Origin of the sequence: Archangium lansingense, assembly GCF_026626635.1 — a bacterium.
Lineage (GTDB): Bacteria > Myxococcota > Myxococcia > Myxococcales > Myxococcaceae > Archangium > Archangium lansingense.
This window is the reverse complement of sequence record NZ_JAPNKA010000001.1, coordinates 12,596,519-12,619,192: the sequence shown is the minus strand read 5'-3', so window position 1 is coordinate 12,619,192 and position 22,674 is coordinate 12,596,519. Positions and strand designations below refer to the sequence as shown.

Here is a 22,674-nt window from a genome sequence, read left to right as displayed (position 1 = left end):
CTCCCTGGCTTCATGTCGTGCGTGTGGCGCCGCCGAGGCGTCACCTTCCTTCACCACGACAAGGGATTCCGGGACATGAAGAAGATTGCACTGTGCATGGGACTCGCTCTGTGGACGCTGACCGTCTCTCCGCCAGCGGCCGCGCAGTCGGCGGCGTGCACCACCACGGATGGCAGCAAGGTCGTCAATGGGCTGCTCAGCAGCCTCACGCCCGTCCTCAACAAGACGTGGCCCAGCCTGGCGGTGGATCTGGGCCTCGATCCCATGAAGGACGTGTACGAAGGCCCCATCAAGCTTGGGTGCAAGTACGGCGGGCACGAGATCTGCGCCGCCCAGGCCGCCTCGTGCGAGGACATGTGGGCCGACGTCGATGTCTCCTCCATCAACGGGCTGGCCTACATGCAGTTCGAGGACCTGGCGGTGACGAAGTTGCAAGCTGCGAGCGGCACTCAGGTCTGCCCCTTCAATTCGAAAGCCTCGGGGGGCAGCTACTCCTGCTCCTACTCTGGCATGGGGGCTGGCAATGCCTACCTCATCGACAACTCGCAGATCTCCGCCACCCTGAGCAAGATCAAGGTCAAGGTGAAGTGCAACCTCGGAGGCTTCGCCTACAAGTGGACCGAGACGGTCTACAGCGGCAAGGCGAAGTGCTACGGCAACAAGCCCAGCGGCAACGCGACCCTCAACTTCTGTGCTGGCACCTGCGCCTCGGGCTCCGCCCCCGCGACGCTGGCCTACAGCGCGGTGGACAAGCTCGACATCCAGCTCTCCGGCCTCTCCTGCGATGTCTCCCCAGACTACAACCCCGTGAGCTGGGTCGCCGAGGTGCTCGCCCCGGCGCTCGAGTCGACCATCGTCAAGAAGATCACCCCGCCCATCAAGGACGCGCTGAACGATCTGCTCAAGGACCAGCTGCCCTTCCCCACGAAGTGTGGCCCGTAGCCGGTGAGTGCCGATCATCCATTCTTTCGGGCTTCAATCAGGAAGCGAGTCGTGTGCGCGACGAAGGGGCCGTTGACCTGGATGTGCTCGTGGAGCGCTTTGAGCTCGGCACGGTATTGGCTGACCGTGAAGCCCGGGACCATCCAGACCAAGGGCGGCAACTTGGGGACCCCAGCGAGCACCTCTCCTCCACCGGTCTGGATGTCCAGCGCGGCAGCAGCACGTGCCAACCGCTCGCCCATCATGCGCTGGTAGCCCCACGAGGGGCGCTGCTCGGAGGCCCGCCCGTTCAGCCAGGAGAAGTCCCACCCGTCCACCGAGACCGACTCTGCCTCGGCGACCAGCTCTTCGAAGGTGCGCGACATGTCGCGCATCCTACGACCGACCCTTCCCCTTCCTGACAGGCGGGGCTCGTCCCACTCCCTTGCACAACCCTTCAAGGCAGCCCTCGCCTCCCTGGACTATGAGCGTTCCTGACCAGGCCGTCGGGTGCAGCGTCGGCTGGAGGTGCATATGGACATCGGCTTCATCGGTCTCGGGGTCATGGGACAACCCATGGCGCTCAATCTGGCCCGGGCAGGAAGGGCGCTCGTCGTCTGGAACCGCTCCGCGGACAAATGCGAGCCCTTGCGTGCAGCCGGTGCTCAGGTGGCGGCGAGTGCCGCCGAGGTCTTCAAGAAGGCCCGCGTCGTCATCCTCATGCTGGCCGACGGTGCCGCGATCGACTCTGTTCTAGGCCGTGGCACGCCGGACTTCGGCGCGAACGTCGCGCGGCACATGATCGTCCACATGGGGACGACGTCGGCCGAATACTCGCGCGGGCTCGAAGCTGACATTCGCGCCGCGGGAGGCAGCTATGTCGAAGCTCCCGTCTCCGGTTCGAGGAAGCCCGCCGAGGCTGGGCAACTCGTGGCGATGCTGGCCGGTGAGCCGGCGGCCCTGGAGGAGGTCCGCCCGCTGCTCCAACCGATGTGCCATGAGACCATCCTGTGCGGACCGGTCCCGAGCGCGCTGCTGATGAAGCTCTCGGTCAACCTGTTTCTGATCACCATGGTCACCGGTCTCGCGGAGGCGGCTCATTTCGCTGAGCGACATGGTCTGGACCTGCAACAGTTCCTTGCCGTGCTCGACGCCGGCCCGATGGCGAGCAGTGTGTCACGCGTGAAGGCACGCAAGCTGGTGGCCCGGGACTTCGCCGTCCAAGCCTCGATCTCCGATGTGCTGAAGAACAACCGGCTGATTGCCGAGGCCGCAAGAGAGTCCCACCTGGCTTCGCCCCTGCTGGATGTCTGCTACGCCCTGTACGGCGAGACCGAGGCCCTGGGGCATGGCCAGGCCGACATGGCGGCGGTTGTTCGCGCGATCGAGGCCCGGACCGACTCGGGTGCTAGATGAGCGCCGCGGCCCACTTCGCGGGCGTCAGGCCGTAGGTCCGCTTGAACATGCGCGACATGTGGCTCTGGTCGGCGAAGCCCGCCTCCAATGCAGCGTCGCAGAGCGGCAGGCCGCCGTTGATCATCCGGCGCACCAAATCCAGCTGCCGCATGGTGCGGAAGCGGGTCGGGCTCGTGCCAAACGCGGCACGAAACTGACGTGCGATCGTCCAGCGATCAAGGCCTGAAATACGTTCGAACTCCTTGACCGGACGCTGGACCTTCGGGTCGTCGGCGATGAGGTCACGCACGCGCAGGAGCGAGGCCAGGTGGAGGGGCGCCTGCTTCTGTCGGGGCGCGGAAGCGTGCTTCTCCAGCGCCCCCGCGATGACGAGCGCGATGTCGAGCCGCTCGAAGTCTCCGATTGGCTCGTCGAGGTCGTTCAAGCATGCGATCAGGGCTGGCTCCATGTCGCGACGTTTGATGACGGGATTGGCGACGAAAGGCAGGGGCCTTCCTCCCAGCGCCTGCTGAACGAGCGAGGGGTCGACGTAGATAATCCTGTAACCGAATCCTTCTTCGGTGCCCGCTCCGCCGTCATGGAGCTCGTCGGGGTGAAGGATGTGTCCCTCGCCGGCGAGACAGTGCCGCCGCTCGCCGCGATAGCGGAACGTCTGCACGCCCGTCAGCGTCATGCCGATCGCATAGGTATCGTGTCGGTGCGGAGAGAACGCCTGGCCGATGAACGACGCTTCGAGCCGTTCGAGCCCCTCCGCCCCACAGCCGACCCGTAGGACATGCCCGGCCGCGCCACCGTCAGCGGATGGGGATTGGCGCAGGCCTACGAGACGAGTCTGGGTGTCGTGACCTGGCTTCTTCCGCATCTCGATGAAGTTACTGGATTCGCGCCTGGCTCGGCCACCCTCAGCGTGACTGTGCTGTTGTGGAGTCTTCCTCCACGGGTGAGGCGCGCGCGGCGGCGAGCACCTGCTCACGGAGCCAGCGGTGCGCGGGGTCCTGCTGCCGATGCGGGTGCCAGAGCTGCTGCACGCGCAGTTGCTCGTGGGGGACCTCTACCGGCACCAGGGTGAGCGGGAAGGCCTCGGCGAAGCGGCGCGCCACCCGCTCCGGCAGCGCGGCGATGATGTCGGTGCTCGCCAGTATCCAGGGCGCCACGAGGTAGTGAGGGGTGTAGAGCACCACGTTGCGGCGGATCTTCGTCTTGCGCTCGAAGCCCCCCTCGGTGCCGCCGCGCGGTGAGACATGGAGCTGCGGCAGCGAGAGGTCGAAGCGCTGTGGCTTGCGCAGGGCGGGGTGGTGCCTGCGGCCGACGAGCATGAAGCGCTCGCGCACCAGCACCTGCCGCTGGAGCCCGCGCGGTGCACGGTCCCCCGGGGCGAGGTCGAAGACGCCGAGGACCAGATCGAGCTCGCCGGACTCCAGCTCGGGGATAGGGAAGTCTCGTGGGAGCGGCACCACGCGCAAGCGCACGCCGGGGTAGTTCGCGAGCTGCGCCGCGAGCTGAGGGAGCACGAGGAGCTGGGCGTGGTCGCTCGCGGCCAGCACGAAGGTGCGGCGCGCAGTCTCGGGCACGAAGTCCTCGGGTGGCACCAGGGCCTCCTGGAGCTGCCGCAGCGCAAGCGTGAGCGGTCCGCGCAGGGCCCGCGCCCGTTCGGTGGGAACCATGCCCTGGCGGCCTCGTACGAAGAGTGGGTCTCCGAGCGCGTCGCGCAGTCGAGCCAGCGCGTTGCTGGTGGCCGGCTGCGAGAGCCGCAAGCGTGCCGCGGCGCGTCCCACGCTCTGTTCGATGAAGAGCGCGTCGAGCACGCGGAGCAGGTTCAGGTCGAAGGTAGCGAGATTCACGCCGTGAATATCGCTCATTCTCACATCCAGAAGGCAAATGGAGGCGCGAGCGGGCACTTTACGGTCGAACCTCGAGAGGTGCCCTATGAAGAAGCTCATCGGACTGTCGTTGCTGTTCACCGCGTGCGCGTCGTTGCCCTCGGCCGGGCCCCACGCCTTCGTGACCCCGCCTGCCTCGGGCTCGCCGGTTCAGGTGTGCTGGGTCGACACGGGAGGCGTGACGGTGCCGGGAGGCTATGGGGCGGGCGGCTCCACCGTGGCCGCCACGTGGGAGGTCACTTCCGCGGCGCTCGTCATCCGCCACCCGAAGGGGGACCTCGTGCTCGACACCGGCATCTCTCCCCAGGCGCAAGAGGAGCAGCGGGAGCTGGGCGCTTGGAAGCGCTTCACCTTCTCGCAGACCGCGGGACGCAACGTGCCACGGCGGAACTTGAAGGATGCTCTCACCGCGCTCGGGGTGACCCAGCCGAAGGCGCTGCTGCTCTCTCACGTGCACGCCGACCACGCGGGCGGGGCGGCGCTGCTGCCGGGCGTGCCGGTGTGGCTGGCCGCCGAGGAGAAGCAGCTCGTCGAAGCGGAGCTGGAGCACCCGCGTGGGGTAGCGCTCCCCGCGCAGGCCCGGGCCTTGAAGGGCCGCATGGTGCCCATCCCCTTCGCGGCGGAGCCGTACGCGAACTACGAGGCTCGCTTCGACGTCTTCGGTGACGGCTCCGTGGTGGTGGTGCCGACCTTCGGGCACACGCCGGGCAGCGTGGCGACGTTCGTGAACGTGTCACCGTCCCAGCGCTTCGTGCACGTGGGTGACCTCATCAACCTGAGTGAATCCATCGAGCGGAACGTGGGGAAGTCGTGGCTGATGCGGCAGCTCACCGACGAAGACCTCGCTCGCACCGAGGCGGAGGTGGCGAAGCTGGTTCAGCTCCACGCGCAGGACCCGGAGCTGCTCATCCTGCCCGCCCACGATCGCCGAGCCTTCGTAAAGCTCTTCGGCGCAGACGACGGTGGAGTGCCGCCGTGCATCGGCACGCCGCCGCCATCTCAGTCTCATACGTCGAGCCTCACCACCGGAGACTGAACCGGTAGGCGCAGTCGAGCACCGTCTCTCCTGCGCGTGGTTGACGGCCCCCTGCCGTGAACGCAATAACCAGCTCATGCAGATTTCTCCGCCTAAGTGGATGCTCCTGTTTTCCATGGCCGCCCTGTCGTTCGCGGACAGGGCTACTGCCGCTAGCTTGAGCTCCGCCTCATCCAGCGCCTTCGCCGTTCCCAACGGGACGTTCGAGACGCCCGCTCTCCCGGCCTCGCCCGGGTACCAGTACGCCCCCTCCGGAACTGGATGGACGCTCGTCGATGGTGCGGGCCTCACCAGGAACGCCACCGCGTTCACCTCGAGCAACCCGAACGCTCCAGAAGGCGCTCAGGTGCTCTTCCTCCAGGGAGCGGGTTCCGCTTCACGGACCCTCAACTTCGCGGCGGGCTACTACATCTTCAGCTTCTCCGCGGCGCAGCGCGGAAACCCCACCAACACCCAGCGCGTCGAGCTCCGGATCGACGGGCAGGCCGTCCAGGGGTTCACCCCCGCCGGAACCGCCTACCAGCGCTTCAGCTCGGGCGCGGTGTTGCTGTCCTCCGGCTCCCACTCCATCGAGCTGCGCGGGCTCAACCCCCAGGGCGGCGACAACACCGCCCTCGTGGACGACTTCGGGGCTGTGCGCGTCAGGGATATCGGAATCAGTGGCTTCGAGTCTCCGGTCCTCCCCACCTCTCCCGGGTATGCCTATGCCCCGGCGGGCGGTCCGTGGACCTTCAACGGGCTCAGTGGTCTCAGCCGCAACGCCAGCGGATTCACTGCCTCCAATCCCGCCGCGCCGGAGGGCAGCCAGGTGCTTGTCCTCCAGGGCACCTCCACCGCCTCCACCACCGTTACTCTCCCTCGCGGCGGCTACTACCGGTTCCGCTTCAAGGCCGCCCTTCGCGCCAACAACCCAATCCAGCCGCCGGCCAAGAACGTCCGCATCAGCATCGGTGGCACCCAGGTTGGCGAGTTCCGCCTCGCCAGCACCCAGTACCTCGAGCAGAGCTCGACCGCGATCTACCTGAACGCGGGCGCCAGCACGCTGAGCCTGACGGGCGTGGACCCAGTGCCCGGAGACTACACGGGGCTGGTGGATGACCTCCGGATGGAGATGCTCCACGACTGGCAGGACCCGTACGTCTGGGGCGGCGCGGTACCCGGTGCGAACGACGACGCCACCGTGAGCGCCGGTAGCGCCGTCTGTCTGCAGGGGACCCTCGCTCCGAAGAGCATCACCGTGAGCGGCGAGCTGCTCGGCGTGCAGAACCGGAACGTGGCCGTCACCACCAGGTACGTGATGGTGATGGGGAGTGGCTCCCGGCTCGAGGTGGGACAGGAGCTCACGCCCTATCCGGGCTCTGCTTCCTTCACCCTCAACGCCACGCCGGCCGATCCCGACATCATGGGGATGGGCAACAAGTTCATCGGCGCGATGGGCACCGGCGTCATCCACCTCCATGGCCTGGAGCGCGTGAGCTGGACGCAGCTCGGCGCGAACGTGAGCGCGGGGAGCTCCACCATGGTCCTCAAGGAGCCCGTGGACTGGCGGTCGGGCGACAAGATCGTGATCGTCTCCAGCCACCTGAACTGGAACGAGGCCGAGCAGCGGACCCTCACGTCTGTCCTCTCGGGAAACACGACCCTCACGCTGGACAGCCCGCTCGCGTACTCGCACACCGGCGTGGTGAAGAGCTACACCGACGGCTCGCGCACTTGGACCGCGGATCTGCGCGCCCAGGTGGGGCTGCTCACGCACAACATCCTGGTGCAGGGCGATGCGGCGTCCGCGTCCTCCGGTGGGTTCGGCGGACACGTGATGATCATGGACAACTCGGCCGCGTACGTCAGCGGCGTCGAGCTCTTCAACATGGGCCAGAAGGCGCGCCTTGGGCGCTACCCCTTCCACTGGCACATGCTGGGCAGCGCGGGTTCGGGCCAGTACTTCAGGAACTCCAGCATTCACCGCTCCTACAACCGGGCCATCACCATCCACGGCACCGAGAGCACGCGGGTCGAGAACAACTTCTTCTTTGACCACATCGGGCATGGCGTGTTCCTGGAGGACGGCAGCGAGCGCTTCAACGTCATCAAGAAGAACGTGACCCTGCTCACCAAGCGCCCCGCGCCGGGCGAGGAGCTCACGCCGTCCGACAACCAGTTCAACCAGGTCCAGAACCGCAGCCCTGCCAGCTACTGGATTACCAACCCCCAGAACACGTTCGAGGACAACGTCGCGGCGGGCACCGAGGGAACCGGCTTCTGGTTCGCGCTCCCTGACCGTCCGATGGGATTGTCCGCGACCGACCCGCGCTTCTCGTCGATGCGACCCAACACGCTTCCGATGATCTCGTTCAAGGGGAACAGCGCTCACAGCACCATGACCGGGTTCGACGTCTTCGACGGGCTGGATGCCAACCACTCGATCCTCCCGAACGCGGGCTGGTCGGACACGGCTACCCACCTCATCGAGAACAGCACGTGGTACGCGAACGATATGGCCCTCTACACGGGGATTGGTGCCGGCGGTCCGTCCGACAACCTCATCTTCCGCAACAACGTCCTGGTCGAGAACACGGTCGGTACCATGATGGCCAGCTACAGCATCGTCGACCAGAGCGTGTTCGTGGCCAACTCCGGCGAGAACCTCGCCAGCGGCACCCGCTACGCCTACCGCGTGTATGACGGCGCGGGCCAGGTTCGGGACTCCCACTTCATCGGGTGGGACGCCGCCAACGCCAACTTCCTGCTCAACACGGGCGCGGCCATCAAGCACCCCAATCACATGTTCACTGGGAACACGATGTCTCCCGCCAGCCCTCCGCGCACGAGCCTGGAGGACTTCGATATCCGCCCTGTTCTGGGCACTCACGCCAACCACCCCGGGCACCCGCGCTACTGGTCCATCGTGCTCCGTGACGTCACCGGCGGCATCAGCGGCAAGGCCAACACCTCCATCGTGTCCAATCACCCGTTCCTGCGGGTCGGCGACGAGTACCGCCCGCCGAACTGGGAGCGCACGTACCGGAGCGACCACCGGTTCGTCCTGTCGCGGCTCACCTACAGCGTGCCGTTCGAGCAGACGCCCAACCTCACCTGCACGCGCGAGAAGGCGGGAACCGCCCCCGCCAGCGTCTTCTACATCGACGTCGACGGCTACCACGAGTGGCACCAGCTCCCGTTCCTCGTCAACGAAGGCTTTGAATACACCTATACCTACGAGTCCCTCCCCGCGGTGAAGGTGGTGTCGATGAACATGGAGGACGCCTTCGCGGGCGACAACTACCTCGCCCACTTCAAGGACTTCGGGAAGCTGGGGGGCGTTTCGCTCTCCTCGAGCCAGAGCAGCTTCTCCGCTCACTCCTCCCTCGCCAGTCTGCGCGCCTCCGCCACCTCGGGCTACTACGTGCAGCCGGGCGGCGACCTCTCCATCAAGGCGGTTGCCACCGGAAGGAACCAGTCCTTCACCATCACCTGGAGCACGAACTTCGCGGTGCCACCGCTCGACACGGACGGAGATCAGCTGCCGGACTCCGCAGAGGTCAGCTCGTCGCGGCATCCCTTCGACGCCGCCGACCTTGGAGCGGAGTTCGCCACGCCCGGTGGATTCGAGGGTTGGGCGGTGTCCGGCAACATCACCGGACAAGCCGTGTCTGGCGGCGTGCTGACCGGCACCTCCTCCGGCAACGGCGATGCGCAGCTGGTGAACAGCGCCTACAACTTCAGCGCCGGCCGCGTGCCGCAGCTCCAGATCCGTATGCGTGCCTCTCAGAACACTGGGGTGCAGATCTTCTTCGCCACCGGCACCCAGCCTGGTTTCTCAGGCACGCGAGTGGCCAGCGCGACCTATACCGGCAACGGTGGCTACCAGACGCTCACCTTCGACATGGCGGGCCAGGTCGATTGGGTTGGTACCATCACCGAGCTCCGCCTCGACCCCGTGTCGGGGGTGGGAATCCAGTTCGACATCGACTGGATTCGCGGGCCGGGGATGTAGCCACCCTGGCTGTACCTCCTCGCGTGACGCACCCGGGAGAACCCACGGGTTCTCCTCCACGGTGAATGGCCAACGGTGGCCAGAGGACCACCGTTCAGCGGGCGGCAGTCCATCTGGGCGTGGCGCGGTCCGCGGCCCCCTCGGCTTGACGGAGGGGGCCCCGGCATGTGAAGAACCTGCGAATGCAAATCATTCTCAAATTTGCGACATGGGGCCTTGCGGGTGTGCTGGCCATGGGGACGTGGGGTTGTGCGACGAGGGGGTCCGCGGGTTGGAAGGCGCCGCCGGAGCTGGCGGGGGACGCGGACTTCGCGCGGGGGCGGGAGGCCCTGGCGCGGATGGAGGGCTGCTTCCTGGTGGACTACAACTTCCACGAGACGAAGTCGCTGGCGCAGGGGTACTCGCGCGACGAGCGGGTCTACGACGTCAACCAGAAGAAGTCAGTGCTGGAGTGGATCTACCCGGTGGAGGAGGGGAAGAAGATCCGTCTGCAACACGTGCTCTTCGCCCTGGATGAGCAGGGCAAGTTCAATGAGGACTCCCTGCTGCGCCACCAGGCGGAGGACTGGGAGTACGCCCCGGCCTCCTACTTCGAATACCAGGGGCAGTCCCGTTGGAAGAAGGTGCGGGTCGAGAAGCCCCAGGGACAGTGGGCGCGGCGGGTGACCAACCTGGACGATGGGCTGCGCTACCAGTGCGTGGGCGCCTGGGTGGCGCACGGACAGCGGTTGGAGTGGGACTGCGGCGACAACTTCGCTCCCATCCCGGGACGGGAGACGCGGGACATGAAGCGCTCGGACTACCAGGCGCTGGTGCGTAGCACCCACCTGGTCTCTTTCCCTGAGCACTTCGTGGAGCGGCAGAAGAACGTCAAGACGGTGGTGACAGGAGACGAGCGCAAGTCGCTGGCGGAGGAAGTAGGTCGCAACTGGTACCTGCGGCTGCCGGAGAAGGAGTGTCAGCAGGCGGTGGACTTCGTGAAGCAGCGCCAGGCCTACTGGCGGCTCCTGCAAGAGACGTGGGCGGAGCTGTTCGAGCAGGTGGATGGCTTCACGGAGGTCACCCCGCCCGAAGCCCCTCCGCGTTTCATGAAGTTGATGGAGCTGGAGGACGAGGTGCTGCCCCGGTTGGCGGATCCGGCCGGGAAGGCCGAGGCCAAGAAGCGGATTCTGGAGATCATCCAGACCTACCGCCCCGCTGATTCGGTCCGGGCTCCCTGACCGGGGTATCCTTCGGGCCCATTTCGCGAGCGCACCATGACGACGAGTTCAGGAGAACCCACGGGCTCTCCTCCAGTGAGGATCAACCGCGGTGACCTGTTCTGGATCGCCCCAGATGACTCGCGAGGGCCTGCCCCGGCCTACTCCCATCCCCACGTCGTGGTTCAGGACGACGTCTTCAACCACTCGCGCATCACGACCGTGATTGTGTGCGCAGTGACGTCGAACCTGCACCGGGCGACCGAGCCGGGGAACGTCCTGCTCGAGGTGGGGGAGGGGAACCTTCCCAAGCAGAGCGTGGTGGTCGTGTCGCAGATCTCTTCGGTTGACAAGGCCCGCCTGGGTGAACGCATCGGGTCGTTGTCCAACGCGCGAGTGGAGCAGATTCTGGCGGGCCTGCGATTCCAGCAGGTGTCGTTTTTCGATCGGTAGCCTTATTCTGGAGGAACCCACGTGTCGATCGCATCGCCTCTCGCCGTTCCCGAGCCCTGGGACCTCGTCGCGCCCGAGTACGTGCGCGAGTTGATGCCCGTGTTCGAGACCTTCTCTCGTGATGCTCTTTCCCGGGCGGCCGTCGGGCGGGGCTCGCGTGTGGTGGACGTGGCAGCGGGGCCCGGCACACTCGCGCTCCTCGCGGCGCGGGGCGGTGCGCGGGTGACGGCGGTGGACTTCGCCCCCCGGATGATCGCGGCCCTGCGCGAGCGCGCTGCGGCCGAGGGGCTCGAGATCGAGTCGCTCGTTGGGGATGGCATGGCGTTGGCGCTGCCGGACCGTGCCTTCGACGCGGCATTCTCGATGTTCGGGTTGATGTTCTTCCCGGACCGCCCGCGCGGCTTCCGCGAGCTCCACCGGGTACTCGTGCCCGGCGGTCGTGCTGTCGTGTCGAGCTGGGTCCCGCTCGAGCGCTCGCCGGTGATGAACGTGGTCTACAAGAGCTTCGCCGAGCTCATGAGCGGGGGCGGTGGGGCTCCGCGCGACGGCATGATGCCGCTGTCGGAGCCGGAGACCTGCCAACGGGAGATGTCCGGGGCCGGCTTCGTCGACGTCGCCGTACACGAGGTGGCGGCCCGCGTCGAGTACGCGTCGACGGCCGCGCTGGTCGACGCGATGATCCGGTCGAGCGCACCCATCGTGCTTGCGCGGAGGGCGCTCGGTCAGAAGTGGAACGACGTCGCGCGGGCCCTGGTGGAGCGGGTGTCCGCGGAGCTGGGCAGCGGCCCACAGGTTTGCGCGTTCAACGCGTACCTCACGGTCGGCATGCGGAGGTGACTCGGCCCTCGCGCGGGCGAAGCACCAGCGCCGCACGAGGTGGAGCACGGGTATCGCTCCTTGGGATGCACGGGGGGCGCGCTGCCCGGGCTACGAATCGCCTGCGCAGGTGCATCACGGCCTCACGGCAGTCAGTTCGTTGGGCAGGGTGTGCGACAACGTGTCTTCGCTCCAGCCCCGTGAGATAAGGTCGCGCGCTCAGAGAGCGCACGCCGGAACACCGCAGTTGCTGGGGTCGAAACGCCATGTGGATCGAGGGCCTGGGCATCAGAAACATCCGCAGCTTCGAGGAAGAGACATTCATCTTCGAGCGTGCCAGAGGCCGTCCGTACAAATGGGTCACCCTGCTCGGTGAGAATGGTGGTGGCAAGAGCACCGTGCTTCAGACGCTCGGTCTTCTGCTGGCGGGGCCCGAGGGCGCGCAGACCCTGCTTCCTCGCCCGGTGGGATTGCTCCGGAATGAGTCTGAACCTGGTGTCATGCACATACGCTTTCGCCGAGGGAGGAACGACCCGGGGAGGACGAAGAGCAAGTTATTCAAGTACAACCTGGGCGTGACGGGTAGGAACCGGGTCACTGTGGGGAAGCAGGTCTATACCGAGCCTACGCTCGTGAGCTCGCCAGCAGTGTCAGGGTCGCAGTTGTCCTGGCTTCGCGAGAACGTCTTTGCCTCCAGGGGCGCTGGGTGGTTCGCAGCCGGATATGGTGCCTTTCGTCGGCTGACACGCTCCCATCAGGTCATCGTTCCGGCCCTAGAGCCGCAGGCGCGCTATACGAACTTCCTCACCCAGTTCAACGAGGATGAGCCTCTGGCGACGTTCGAGCGGTGGATGGTCTACCTCGACTACGTCATCGCCAAAGGTGGTGCTCATTCCAAGACAGCCGAGCGCCAGCGCACTTTGGGCATCGAGGTCATCAATCGGATGCTCCCGGGTGGTGCTCGTTTCGACAGTGTGACCAGCCAGGGAAGAATTCTCTTCGACATGGGGGGCCGGAAGGTGCCCACCCTCGCGATGAGCGACGGCTACCGGAGTGTCCTCGCGCTCACCGGCGATCTGGCCTGGCGGCTCATGCAGGCCTTCCCCCAGAGAGCCAACCCCCTTCACGAGGAAGGTGTGGTGCTCATCGACGAGCTGGACATCCACTTGCATCCTCGCTGGCAGCGGCACATCGCGGGCTGGTTGCGCGAACAGTTTCCGAATCTCCAGTTCTTCGTCGCGACACATAGCCCCCTCGTCGCCGCGGGTGCGGGAGATGATGCACTCACCTTGCGGCTGACGCTCGAGAAGGGGGTGACGAAGGTCGAGAGAGTCGAGACCCCCGTGGCCCTCAGCGTGGACCGCATCCTCCAGAGTGAGGCCTTCGGACAGGTGTCGCCCTATTCGCCTCCCACCCAGGAGGCCATCGATCGGTACGACATCCTCGCTCGTAAGAGGAAGCGCAGCCCGGCTGAGGAGAAGGAATTCGTGCAGCTGCGTGAGTTCATGCAGCAGGCCAGGCCCCTCGGGGGCCCACCCGAGCCCGGCTCGCTCGATGCGAAGCTGGACGACTACATCGAGAAGACGCTCCGGCGGGAGGGGCGGGGATGATCCGGGTGAAGCGTGGACGTGCACCGGACGTCCTGACCCGGAATCGAGCGCGGTGGTTGAGGGACCTCCAGCGGGCGAGGACACCGAAGGCGCGCAAGCGGGTCCTCGAACGCTACCGGCACAAGGAGGTGAAGGACGCACTCGTCGCGCTCTTCCACGGCAAGTGCGCCTACTGCGAGAGCTTCATCCGGCACGTCGACTACGGGCACATCGAGCACTACCGGCCGAAGGCGAAGTACCCGAGGCGGGTCTTCACCTGGTCGAACCTCGTCCTGGCCTGTGGCGTGTGCAACGGAAGCGAGTACAAGGGAGACGAGTTCCCGCTCAAGGCCCAGGGAGGCCCTCTCATCAACCCCTGTGCCGAGGATCCGGCGCCGCACCTCTCCTTCGAGTACGACCCGGTGGCGAAGCTCGCCAGCGTGCGTGGAAAGACGCCGCGGGGAGATACCACGGAGAGATTGCTCGGGCTCAATCGCCAGGACCTGCGCACGTATCGGTCGACGCACGTCAAACGTTTGTGGTTCATCGCCCAGAAGGCCGCGACCGAACCGGAAGCGCGGCAACTGCTCGACGAGGCCGCAGCTTCGACTCGTGAATATTCCGCATTCGCGCAGCTGCTTCGGAATGCTCTCTTGAACGGATTTTCGTTCGCGTCCATCCCACTGAAGAGCTGACCGCTTCGGAGTACGAACCGGCGCGCGAGCCCTCTCGTCTCTGCGCGGAGCCGCTTCAGGGGTTGATGGAGGTCGGTACAGGAGGCGCGGCTCTGACCGCGACGTAGCATCTGCCCTGGTACTCGGCCATTCCCTTGGAGCACGGCGGTTTTTCGGCCAGCTCAAGCCAGCACCCGCCGCGTATCTCCTTCTCGGCGCGCGTTGCATCGCACGGGGGCTTCTGCTGGTCCTTCACGGGCTTGTCGGGCATGGGGATGCCCATGATTGGTCCTCCCGATACTTCGCTTTTGTTGATGAGGTTGAGGGTTTCCTCCAGCGAGTCTTCAATTGGAGGGGGCGCGATAGGCCTTGGCCAGAGCAACACCGCGAGCGCGAGTAGCGCAGCCGCCGTCAGTCCTCCACCGAGCCAACGGAAATGGCCTCGAGGATGCTTGCGTGGTTCCTTCGCCCCTCCAGTCAGGTGGGCCTGCGCGGCGGGCCGCTCGTCGATGGTCTCCAGGGCCGTTGACCACCGGGCGAGCATCCACGTGAGCTCTTGGAGCTGTCCGTCCCCGGGTGATTTCTCTACCTCGAGCGAGAGGTAGGGAGGTGACACGCTGGAGGTGGCACGCACCTGCCAGTCATGCTTGGGACGCAGCTCGCCTTTCGGGCCCGGCATGAGCACCAGGGCCGGGTTGCCGTTCTCGTCGTTGCGTGCCTCGTACAGGCGTCCCACTCCGCCGCCGATACCCCGGTGGCGCAGCGTGACGTGATACGGCCCCAGTGGCTCTCCGTTCCAGGCGCCTTCTTCCTTCTTCATGGTTGTCCTCTCGCGGCCGGTCTTCTAGCACGGCGGCGCAAGGAATGACCATTCAAGTAGGGTGTTTCTGACTTACTTCGCCGGCGGTACGCCCAGGTCCTGGAGGACCTTGAAGTCGAACACCAGCATCCCGCCCCAGGAGAAGCCCAGCTCGTTGGCGACGTCGAACTGGACGAAGGGCATCACCGAGACGATGTCGAGGAAGCCCACCCGAGGCCCCACGCCGAGGTGAAGCGGGCGGTGCTCGAGGCCCTCCACGAGCTTGGACCAGAGGAGGTGTGCCCCGACGCCGAACTTGAAGTGCTTGGCCCACGAACGCGCGTAGGCCTCCCAATCCATCGGCCGGACATCGAGCGCCGCGTAGGGACCCAGGTGCTCGGCCTCGAAGAGGTTCACCGAATCGCCGTACACACCGGCGGACCAGTACCAGGAGGGCACCTTCAAGGCCGTGCCCTCGTCATCGAAGCGCCACTCGCCGATCGAGCCACCCATATGCAGCCCGAGCCCCGTCGAGCCGACCCAGCTCCCCTGGTATCGGTACGCCAGGGCCAGCGGGCGGATGAAGAACTGCAACCGCCGTCCGAGCGGATTGGGATCCTCCCACTTCGAGAAGGGCTGCTCCTCGTCGGGACACGGAGCCTGCTCGCCGCTCTCGTTCCGGGGATTGGGATGGCGGCAGTTGTCGCACTCGTCGCCGACCCCATCGCCGTCCGTGTCGGCGTGCAGGCCGTCCTGTACCGCCACCGACGGGCAGCGGTCACAGATGTCCCCCCTTCCATCCCCGTCGCTGTCCTCCTGGCCGGGATTCTTCTCGAGCTCGCAGTTGTCGACGCATCCCTCCGTCTGGCCGGTACGGCACGGGGGCGGCTCCGGGTCCTGCTGGCCAGGGTCCGGCAGGCCATCCTCGTCGGTGTCGGCGAGGGGCACCTCTTCGCTGTTGGTGGCGGGCGCGGCTCCGGTGGCCTGTGGCGGCTGGGCGGCGGCCGGAGACAGCGCGAGCAGGAAGACGGCGGTCAGGATGAGCGGAGTGGAGCGCATCAGAGGCAGAGCCCGAAGACGTTGGAGTCACTGCAGAGCAGCGAGTGCTCCGCCGAGGGGAGGCGGCGGATGGTGGCTTCGTCCTGCACCCACGAGGGGAGGTTGTCGCGGGTGAATTCGTCCGGGACGAGGCTGTCTCCATTCACCTGGACGACTTCCTGCGTGCTCGGGAACTGGGGGAGCCGGAAGGGGGTCTCGATGTTGTTGCCCTGGATGATGCGGATGAAGTCGAGCTCGCGCAGGGGCTCGAAGTAGCCCGTCTCGGTGGCCTGGTACAGGGCGCGCGCCCGCGCGAGCATGCCCCTGTCGATGTGCTGCGCGAGGTCCACGGGTGCATCGCGCGCGGGCAGGAGCCGGGCCTTCATCCAGGCGCCTTCGGCGAGCAGCTCCGGGCGGTTCGGTTTCTCCCGGGTGACGCTCCAGCGCGGCAGCATCTGGTAGATGGCGGGCCAGGTGCGCACCACCTCCTTCGGGATGGATTTGTTGAAGAAGGTTCCCTCCAACAGCGCGAGCAGCGCGTTCACCGTTCCGAAGAACGGGACGCCCACGAAGCACACGCTCTGGACGAGCCGGCCCATTTCCTTGGCGCCGAGGAGCCGGGCCGCCGCCAGGACCACGAGCCCTCCCTGCGAGTGCGCCACCAGCCTCCAGCGGTCCCCCAGCGAGGCCTGGGCCTGGAGATGCTCGGCGAGGCGCTTGCCGCTGTAGCGGATGTCGAGCCGCCAGTCGTAGTCGAAGAACTCCCACTTGGGGAACGCGTGGCCGAAGGGCTCGTAGGCGACCGTCATGTACCCGCGGGCGGTGAGCGGATTGCGGAGGGGCTCGAGCGCCTCCAGGTCCGGCCCGTACTCACAGCGGAGCGTCTTCGCGGCGTTGGCTCGGGTGAGGAGCTCGAAAATGGTCGCGGCCCGCGCTCCCGCGGCGGTCTGGTAGAGCACTCCCCCCGTTCCTGGCACCACCATCTGGCGGCGAGGCATATGGTCTCCCCCTGCTGCTCGGAGAATCCAATGCCAGACACACCCGGAGGGCAACAGCCCGTACGTCCGCAACGGCCAGCATCGGACAGACCGGGCTGGGCGGTTGAGCGCTCACTCCTTCAGCTGAGAGAGGGGTCCCGTGCCGTCATCGCCGAAGCGGTCCACGTCCACACCCACCGCGCCCAGCATGGAGATGAACAGGTTGGCGATGGGCCGCCCGCCGTAGCGCACATGCCTCCCCGGTGTCACCGCGCCCCCGCCGCGCCCCGCGAGCACCACCGGCATGTCCGAGTGCCCGTGCGAGTTGCCGTCCGCCACCTCGCTGCCGAAGTACACCAGCGAGTTGTCCAGCAGGGTCGCCTCTCCCTCCTGCACGGACTTCATCCGCTGCAGCAGGTAGCTGAACTGCTCCAGCTCCCAGCGGTCTATCTTCGCGAGCGCCGCGTGGTTCTCCGAATGGTGCTGGTGGTGCGAGTACGTGTGGTGTCCGCTCGTCAGCCCGAGAAAGTCATACACCCGGTCGCTGCGCCCGTTGCCGAGCATGAAGGTCGCCACCCGGGTCAGGTCGCACTGGAAGGCGAGCACCATCAGGTCGCACATCACCTTCGTCTTCTCGCGTACGTCCTGCGTCCGCTCGGGCCTCGGTCCCTTCGAGCACGTCGGCGCCTGCTGGTCGAGCGCCGCGACGCGCAGCTCCAGCTCGCGCACGCTGGTGAAGTACTCGTCCAGCTTGCGCTGGTCCCTCGTCCCCAGCTGCTGCTTGAGTGCCCGCGCGTCCTCGTTCACGAAGTCCAGGATGCTCTGCTCGTAGGCCTTGCGCCGCTCTATCTGTGCTCGCGTTGCGTCCGGGTCGAAGCTCGCGAAGAGCCGGTCGAACACCGCCTGCGGGTTCGTCTCCTTGGCTCGAGGGCTGGTGGGCCCCGCCCAGGAGATGTTGCGCGCATAGGCACAGCTGAAGTTGGCGTCGCACGAGCCCGTCCCATCGCCTCCGTCGTTGCCCAGCTCCAGCGAGGGCAGGCGCGTCTGGGTGCGCAGGGCCTTGGCGGCGATCTGGTCCATGGAGATGCCGGCGCGCACCTCGGACATCTCGTCCGTGTAGTTCACCTTCACGCACGAGAGGAAGGCGCCCGTGCCCGCGGCGTGGTGGCCGAAGCGGTCCGGTCGTCCCGGCTCGTGCGACAACCCGGAGAGCACCAGCAGGTCGTCCTTCACCGGCGCCAGGGGTTGCAGCGTGGGCGAGAGCGTCCAAGAGCGCCCAGTGCCCTTTGGCGTCCAGTTCGGCATGTAGATGCCGCAGGGCACGTAGAAGACGGCCAGTCGGCGCGGTACGGCTCCAGGCTCCGCCGCCCAGGCCACCGAGGGCTTCATCTGCTCCAGCACTGGCAGCGCCATCAGCGCCCCCATGCCCCGGAGCAACGTCCGTCGTGACAGCTTGAAGTTCTTCATCGAGAGCCCTCCACGTCCGAGCTCGGCGCCTCACCACGGCGATGGGTGAAGGCTTCGCTCCGGGTGAGGGAGAGGATGAGGTCCGACAGCCGGCCCCCGCCTACCCCGGCCTTCTTCGTGACGTCCTCCAGCGTGCAGGCATCCGCTTGCGTCGGCCCGCGCCCCAGTCCGTATGTCAGCAGGTGCTGGGCAATGCAGCGGTCCAGCGCTGGGTCGGACTGGAGCAGGGTGCGCAGCTCCACGCCGTCTTTGAAGTGGAGGCCTCCGGGCAGCTCGCCGCTCGGGTCCACTCGGGCGCCGCTGACTTCCTCCTTCTGCCGCCACGCGCCCACCACGTTGAAGTTCTCCAACCCGTAGCCGATGGGGTCCATCATCTGGTGGCACCCGGAGCAGGTTGGATCGCTGCTGTGCTGGGCCATGCGCTGCTTGATGCCCATGGTCGGGTCCACCGGCGGTGGCAGGCCCTCCACGTTGGGCGGAGGCGGGGGCGGTGCCTTGCACAGGAGTTGCTCGAGCACCCATAGCCCGCGCTTCACCGGCGAGGTGCGGTCCGGATGCGAGGTGACGGCGAGAATCGAGCCCTGTCCAAACAGGCCCGCGCGCTCCGGGTGTCCGGAGAGGTCCACCCGCGTCATCTGGCTGGTGCCCGGAGAGGGCAGGCCGTAGTGCTGGGCGAGCCGGTCGTTCACGTAGGTGAAGTCCGCGTCCAATAGTTTGCTCGCTGGGTGATTGCCGAGGAGGAACTCGCGGAAGACGAGCCGCGTCTCCTGGCGCATGGCCTCGCGCAGCGAGTCGTCGAAAGGGTAGAGGAGTGGGTCCGGGTGGAAGGTGTCGAGCGCCCGTGTGTAGAGCCACTGGCCGGCGAAGTTGTCCACCAGCGCCTCGGCCTTCGGGTCCGCGAGCATCCGGCGCACTTGCCGCTCCAGCTCCTCGGGAGTGCGCAGCGTTCCCGCGTCCGCCGTCGCCATCAGCGCCTCGTCCGGCATGCTGCTCCACAGGAAATAGGAGAGGCGGCTGGCCAGCTCGTGGTCGTTGAGCGGGTGCGGTGTCGTCGAAGTCGGGTCCGCATCCAGCTCCACGCGGTAGAGGAAGTGTGGCGAGAGGAGCACCGCCCGCAGGGCCAGCTTCATGCCCGCGTCGAAACCGTCACCGTGCGCGCGCGCGAGCGGGAGGAAGGCCAGGAGTCGATCCACCTCGGCCGGGGTGATGGGGCGGCGCCAGGCGCGGTGGGCGAAGCGCTCCAGGATGAGATGTGCGCAGGGCAGCGGATCCGCCAGGTCCGGCGTGCAGGTCCGCACCCGCGTCCAGGAGGCCTCGACGAGCTTCTCCGCCGCGGCCGAGTACTTCTCCATCAGCAGCGGCCCCAGGCTGAGCACGTCCGCGTTGTTGTCGAAGCCGTAGCCGTGGTCGTCGGCGGGAAAGTCGCGCGCCGGGCGTGTGGTGTCTCCCAGGAGGTCGCGCACCGTGTTGTCGTACTCGGCGCGGTTGAGCCGGTGCAGGGTGACGCGGCCGGGGTCCCTCGGGTCCTGACAGGCCGGGTTGCCGGGCTCTTCTTGGGTGGGTTCCGGCTGGGTGGGGGGGGGAGGCAAGACCGTCGCTCGCGGCAGCTCCTTACCGCTACAGCTGGCGAGCAGGAGCGCACAGGCCGTGCCTGCCAGCGCCTTTCGCCAGCCGCGTGAGACCACTTTGTACACGTCGGACCTCCTCCTCACGGGGGCACGAGGCGGTCCGGAGCAATTTCGCTACCAATTACTCGTTCCGTTGGCCTCTACACGGTAGGCCCCTCTGGTGGGGAGGAGCGGTGTCCGGAAGCCGTTGGGCACGTGGGAAGGCGGATGGCAGGACAGGGAAGCGGAGTTCCTCGCGTGGGCCGCCGCACGTGTCACAGTGGGGCGCGCGCGTTCACCTCAGCGCTTCAACTGCAAGAGGAAGGTGTTGGCGCCCGGCATCGGGCTCAGCGGGCCCGTGCCAAAGTCCACCGTGGCTCGGAAGGTGCCGGTGAGGGCGCTCTCTCCCCAGCGTGACACGGACAGGTCCACCGGCTGCGCCAGCGCGGATGGGTAGGTGTGGCTCCATTGGAGCTTCCCCGTGGGACGCTGAAGCCGCAGCACGTACACGTTGGTTGCGCCCGGGTAACCCTCCAGGGCTCCGAGGCCCAGTCCGAAGTCCTCGCCTCCCGTATAGCGGCCGGCCACCACCACGCCCGAGCCCTGGTCCATCTCCACCAGTCCCCAGGTGCTGCCGAGCAGGAAGCCCCAGCGTCCCTCTCCGTCGCTGCCGTAGTCGAGCGCGAAGCCGCGGCTGTTGGAAGCGGAGAGCTCCTGTCCGCGGAAGACGAAGGTCCCCGTGAAATAGCCAGACACCACCACCTGGCCCCCGTGCGCCGCGACGCTCATGGCCACGCCCGTGGCTCCCGCGAGCTGCCGTGTCCACTGGAGTGTGCCCTCGGAGGACACCCTCGAGAGGAAGGGCGTGAGGAGCGGCGAGGGCGGGACGAAGCGTCCGCCGGCCAGGTACAGGTCTCCCGCATCATCCTGGGCGAGGTCCATCGGCACGCCGCGTGAGGCGTCGACGAAGACCCAGCGCAGTGCGCCCCGGGTGTCGTACTGCACGAGGTAGGGGTTGTTGGCGCCGGTGACGGGCTGGCCGTTGCCGAAGTCCACCCGGCCCGTCAGGCTGCCCGCGAGGGTGATGTGGCCCCGCGTGTTGACGGCCAGCTCCGTGGCGGTGGTGGGCAGCGAGCGCGCCCAGAGTGTCTCCCCGTCCTCATCCAGCCGCGCCAGGAAGGCCCCAGGCGCCAGCACGTGCCCACTGAGCTCCAGCCCACCGCTCTGCACTCCCGTGAGGAGCACGGTGTCGTGTTTCTCGACCGCGAGCGCCAGGCCTCGCACATAGGGGCTGCCCGCGCTCGCGGGGACTGCGAGGAGCCGAACCCACATCCGCCTGCCATGGGGCGTGTACTTGGAGACGGCCAGGACGGAGGCTCCCGGGGGCGTGTCGAGGGGGTCTCCACCGAAGTGGATGGGCGTGCGGTGATTGCTCAGGGTGAGGACGTTGCCCCAGGAGTCGTGCGCGATGGCCACCGGCGCGTCGGTGTCTCCGGAGCTGCGCACCGTGTTCACCCAGCGGGTCTCGCCTTTGGCGTCGTTGTATCGGGACTCGTCCTCCGCCGAGCGCTCCTTGGGGGAAATTCCCTCGGACACCAGTTCGTCGCCGACTCCACAGCCTGCGAGCACGACCATTGCGAGCAAGAGACCGGGCCGCAGGTGTGCTCGCTTTGTGACTCGGGGCATGACTGCCTCCTGCCGGCAGTTGCCGGCGCTCGTCGGGCGGAAGTGGGGGTTGCCCGCCGAGACCTCAACAGTGAAGACGGTCGCCGGTTCGAGCCTCTTGTCCGGAAGGGCATGGCGCCCGTCGGGCCTTCAACAGCTCAGGGCGCGGAGGCACTTCCAGCTTCTGGAGAACCTGCTCTCCTGTTCGCTCCATTGGACCGCGGAATGTGGGGGGCCCGGAGCGCCGGTGGTGAAATGGCGGGAGTCCCGGAGCGGAGGTGCCGCGTGACGGATGCCGAGTGTCTGGAATTGCTGCGGTGGGCCGCGTCGCACCTGGACCTGCGCTACGAGGGTTTCCGCCGTGTGCGCGGGCAGGTGTGCAAGCGCGTGGGCCGGAGGATGAAGGCGCTCGGCGTGCCGGGGTTGGCCGCCTACCTCGCACGGCTGGAGGCGGACCCGGCCGAGCGGGCCGTGCTGGATGCGCTGTGCCGCGTCACCGTCTCGCGCTTCTACCGGGACCAGGGCGTGTTCGACGCGCTCGGCGAATCGTTGCTGCCGCGAGTATTGGAGGCTGCACGCGCTCGGGGCGAGTCCGTCTTCCGGGTGTGGAGCGCGGGGTGTGCGTCGGGAGAGGAGCCCTACACCGTGGCCGTGCTCTTCCGGCTGGGCCTGCAGCCGCGCTTCCCGGACTTCCGCCTGGAGCTGGTGGCCACCGATGCGGATGCCTCGCTGCTGGAGCGGGCCCGTCGCGGTTGCTACCGGCGTGCCACGTTGCGAGAGCTGCCCTCCAGGTGGGTGGACCAGGCCTTCTCCTCCCAGGGCGAGGAGCTGTGCCTGCGGCCCGAGTACCGCGAGGGGCTCGACTTCCGCTGCGAGGATCTGCGCCAGGAGATGCCCAGCGGCCCCTTCCACCTGGTGCTCTGCCGCAACGTGGCCTTCACCTACTTCGCGCGGCCCGTACAGCGCGAGGTGCTGGCGCGGCTGTTGGCGCGGCTGGTGCCCGGGGGAGTGCTCGCCATCGGCGCCCACGAGTCCCTCCCCGAGGATGCTCAGGGCCTCGTCCGCGCCTCGGGGGCGCTGCCCCTGTTCCACCCGGCCGGCCCGCGGCATTGACGCACCTCGACTTGATGGAATGTAACAATT

The 22,674-nt window shown here is 67.2% G+C and carries 19 protein-coding genes; 10 read left to right on the top strand and 9 right to left on the bottom strand.

From position 1 onward, the window contains the following. The first annotated feature begins 75 nt into the window (after nucleotides 1–75). Entirely contained in the window at nucleotides 76–942 is an 867-nt protein-coding gene (locus OV287_RS50675; protein ID WP_267541303.1) for a hypothetical protein, read from the top strand. 14 nt (nucleotides 943–956) lie between these two features. Here the strand turns inward: OV287_RS50675 and OV287_RS50670 are convergent, their stop codons facing one another. After that, complete coding sequence (locus OV287_RS50670) at nucleotides 957–1,307, bottom strand: hypothetical protein (RefSeq protein ID WP_267541302.1); 351 nt, start codon at nucleotides 1,305–1,307, stop codon at nucleotides 957–959. Between the two features lie 148 nt (nucleotides 1,308–1,455). On the opposite strand from OV287_RS50670, the gene OV287_RS50665 reads away from it, so the two are divergent. Further along, complete coding sequence (locus OV287_RS50665) at nucleotides 1,456–2,337, top strand: NAD(P)-dependent oxidoreductase (protein ID WP_267541301.1); 882 nt, start codon at nucleotides 1,456–1,458, stop codon at nucleotides 2,335–2,337. Here the strand turns inward: OV287_RS50665 and OV287_RS50660 are convergent. Together OV287_RS50660 and OV287_RS50655 are read right to left on the bottom strand one after the other, a co-directional pair. Further along, entirely contained in the window at nucleotides 2,330–3,199 is an 870-nt protein-coding gene (locus OV287_RS50660; RefSeq protein WP_267541300.1) for an AraC family transcriptional regulator, read from the bottom strand. The two genes, OV287_RS50665 and OV287_RS50660, sit on opposite strands and share 8 nt — an antisense overlap. Nucleotides 3,200–3,239: 40 nt before the next feature. After that, a complete protein-coding gene (locus OV287_RS50655) occupies nucleotides 3,240–4,196 on the bottom strand; it encodes a LysR family transcriptional regulator (protein WP_267541299.1) in 957 nt (318 codons plus the stop codon). Between the two features lie 67 nt (nucleotides 4,197–4,263). Between OV287_RS50655 and OV287_RS50650 the strand changes: the two genes are divergently transcribed. From OV287_RS50650 to OV287_RS50620, 7 genes are all read left to right on the top strand, one after another. Further along, nucleotides 4,264–5,253: an MBL fold metallo-hydrolase gene (locus OV287_RS50650; RefSeq protein ID WP_267541298.1), complete on the top strand. Its 990-nt coding sequence runs from the start codon at nucleotides 4,264–4,266 to the stop codon at nucleotides 5,251–5,253. Nucleotides 5,254–5,368: 115 nt separating this feature from the next. Next, complete coding sequence (locus tag OV287_RS50645; RefSeq protein ID WP_267541297.1) at nucleotides 5,369–9,247, top strand: G8 domain-containing protein; 3,879 nt, start codon at nucleotides 5,369–5,371, stop codon at nucleotides 9,245–9,247. Nucleotides 9,248–9,429: 182 nt separating this feature from the next. Next, nucleotides 9,430–10,467, top strand: a complete 1,038-nt coding sequence (locus OV287_RS50640) for a DUF6607 family protein (protein ID WP_267541296.1) — start codon at nucleotides 9,430–9,432, stop codon at nucleotides 10,465–10,467. A 36-nt stretch (nucleotides 10,468–10,503) separates the two neighbouring features. Further along, nucleotides 10,504–10,899: a type II toxin-antitoxin system PemK/MazF family toxin gene (locus OV287_RS50635; protein WP_267541295.1), complete on the top strand. Its 396-nt coding sequence runs from the start codon at nucleotides 10,504–10,506 to the stop codon at nucleotides 10,897–10,899. 21 nt (nucleotides 10,900–10,920) lie between these two features. Further along, entirely contained in the window at nucleotides 10,921–11,736 is an 816-nt protein-coding gene (locus OV287_RS50630) for a class I SAM-dependent methyltransferase (protein ID WP_267541294.1), read from the top strand. Between the two features lie 245 nt (nucleotides 11,737–11,981). Beyond that, nucleotides 11,982–13,325 (top strand): AAA family ATPase, encoded by a 1,344-nt coding sequence (locus tag OV287_RS50625; protein ID WP_267541293.1) that lies wholly within the window; start codon nucleotides 11,982–11,984, stop codon nucleotides 13,323–13,325. Beyond that, nucleotides 13,322–13,999 carry an HNH endonuclease gene (locus tag OV287_RS50620; RefSeq protein ID WP_267541292.1) on the top strand — a complete coding sequence of 226 codons (678 nt, stop codon included), beginning with the start codon at nucleotides 13,322–13,324 and terminating at the stop codon, nucleotides 13,997–13,999. Before OV287_RS50625 ends, OV287_RS50620 begins: the two co-directional genes overlap by 4 nt. A gap of 55 nt (nucleotides 14,000–14,054) precedes the next feature. Here the strand turns inward: OV287_RS50620 and OV287_RS50615 are convergent, their stop codons facing one another. The 6 genes from OV287_RS50615 to OV287_RS50590 all read right to left on the bottom strand — a co-directional run bounded on the left by OV287_RS50615 (nucleotide 14,055) and on the right by OV287_RS50590 (nucleotide 21,552). Next, nucleotides 14,055–14,798 (bottom strand): protein kinase, encoded by a 744-nt coding sequence (locus OV287_RS50615; RefSeq protein WP_267541291.1) that lies wholly within the window; start codon nucleotides 14,796–14,798, stop codon nucleotides 14,055–14,057. A 72-nt stretch (nucleotides 14,799–14,870) separates the two neighbouring features. Beyond that, on the bottom strand, nucleotides 14,871–15,836 hold the full coding sequence (locus tag OV287_RS50610) for a thrombospondin type 3 repeat-containing protein (RefSeq protein WP_267541290.1): 966 nt from the start codon (nucleotides 15,834–15,836) through the stop codon (nucleotides 14,871–14,873). Further along, nucleotides 15,836–16,813, bottom strand: a complete 978-nt coding sequence (locus OV287_RS50605; protein WP_267541289.1) for an esterase/lipase family protein — start codon at nucleotides 16,811–16,813, stop codon at nucleotides 15,836–15,838. The genes OV287_RS50610 and OV287_RS50605 overlap by 1 nt, the downstream gene beginning before the upstream one ends. 111 nt (nucleotides 16,814–16,924) lie before the next feature. After that, nucleotides 16,925–18,259, bottom strand: a complete 1,335-nt coding sequence (locus OV287_RS50600) for a DUF1552 domain-containing protein (RefSeq protein ID WP_267541288.1) — start codon at nucleotides 18,257–18,259, stop codon at nucleotides 16,925–16,927. Further along, nucleotides 18,256–19,953 carry a DUF1592 domain-containing protein gene (locus OV287_RS50595; protein WP_267541287.1) on the bottom strand — a complete coding sequence of 566 codons (1,698 nt, stop codon included), beginning with the start codon at nucleotides 19,951–19,953 and terminating at the stop codon, nucleotides 18,256–18,258. Before OV287_RS50595 ends, OV287_RS50600 begins: the two co-directional genes overlap by 4 nt. 213 nt (nucleotides 19,954–20,166) lie before the next feature. Continuing rightward, the gene (locus OV287_RS50590) at nucleotides 20,167–21,552 is read right to left on the bottom strand and encodes a hypothetical protein (RefSeq protein WP_267541286.1); all 1,386 of its coding nucleotides are present in this window, start codon (nucleotides 21,550–21,552) and stop codon (nucleotides 20,167–20,169) included. A 264-nt stretch (nucleotides 21,553–21,816) separates the two neighbouring features. Between OV287_RS50590 and OV287_RS50585 the strand changes: the two genes are divergently transcribed. Further along, nucleotides 21,817–22,644 carry a CheR family methyltransferase gene (locus tag OV287_RS50585; protein ID WP_267541285.1) on the top strand — a complete coding sequence of 276 codons (828 nt, stop codon included), beginning with the start codon at nucleotides 21,817–21,819 and terminating at the stop codon, nucleotides 22,642–22,644. Nucleotides 22,645–22,674: the final 30 nt, after the last annotated feature.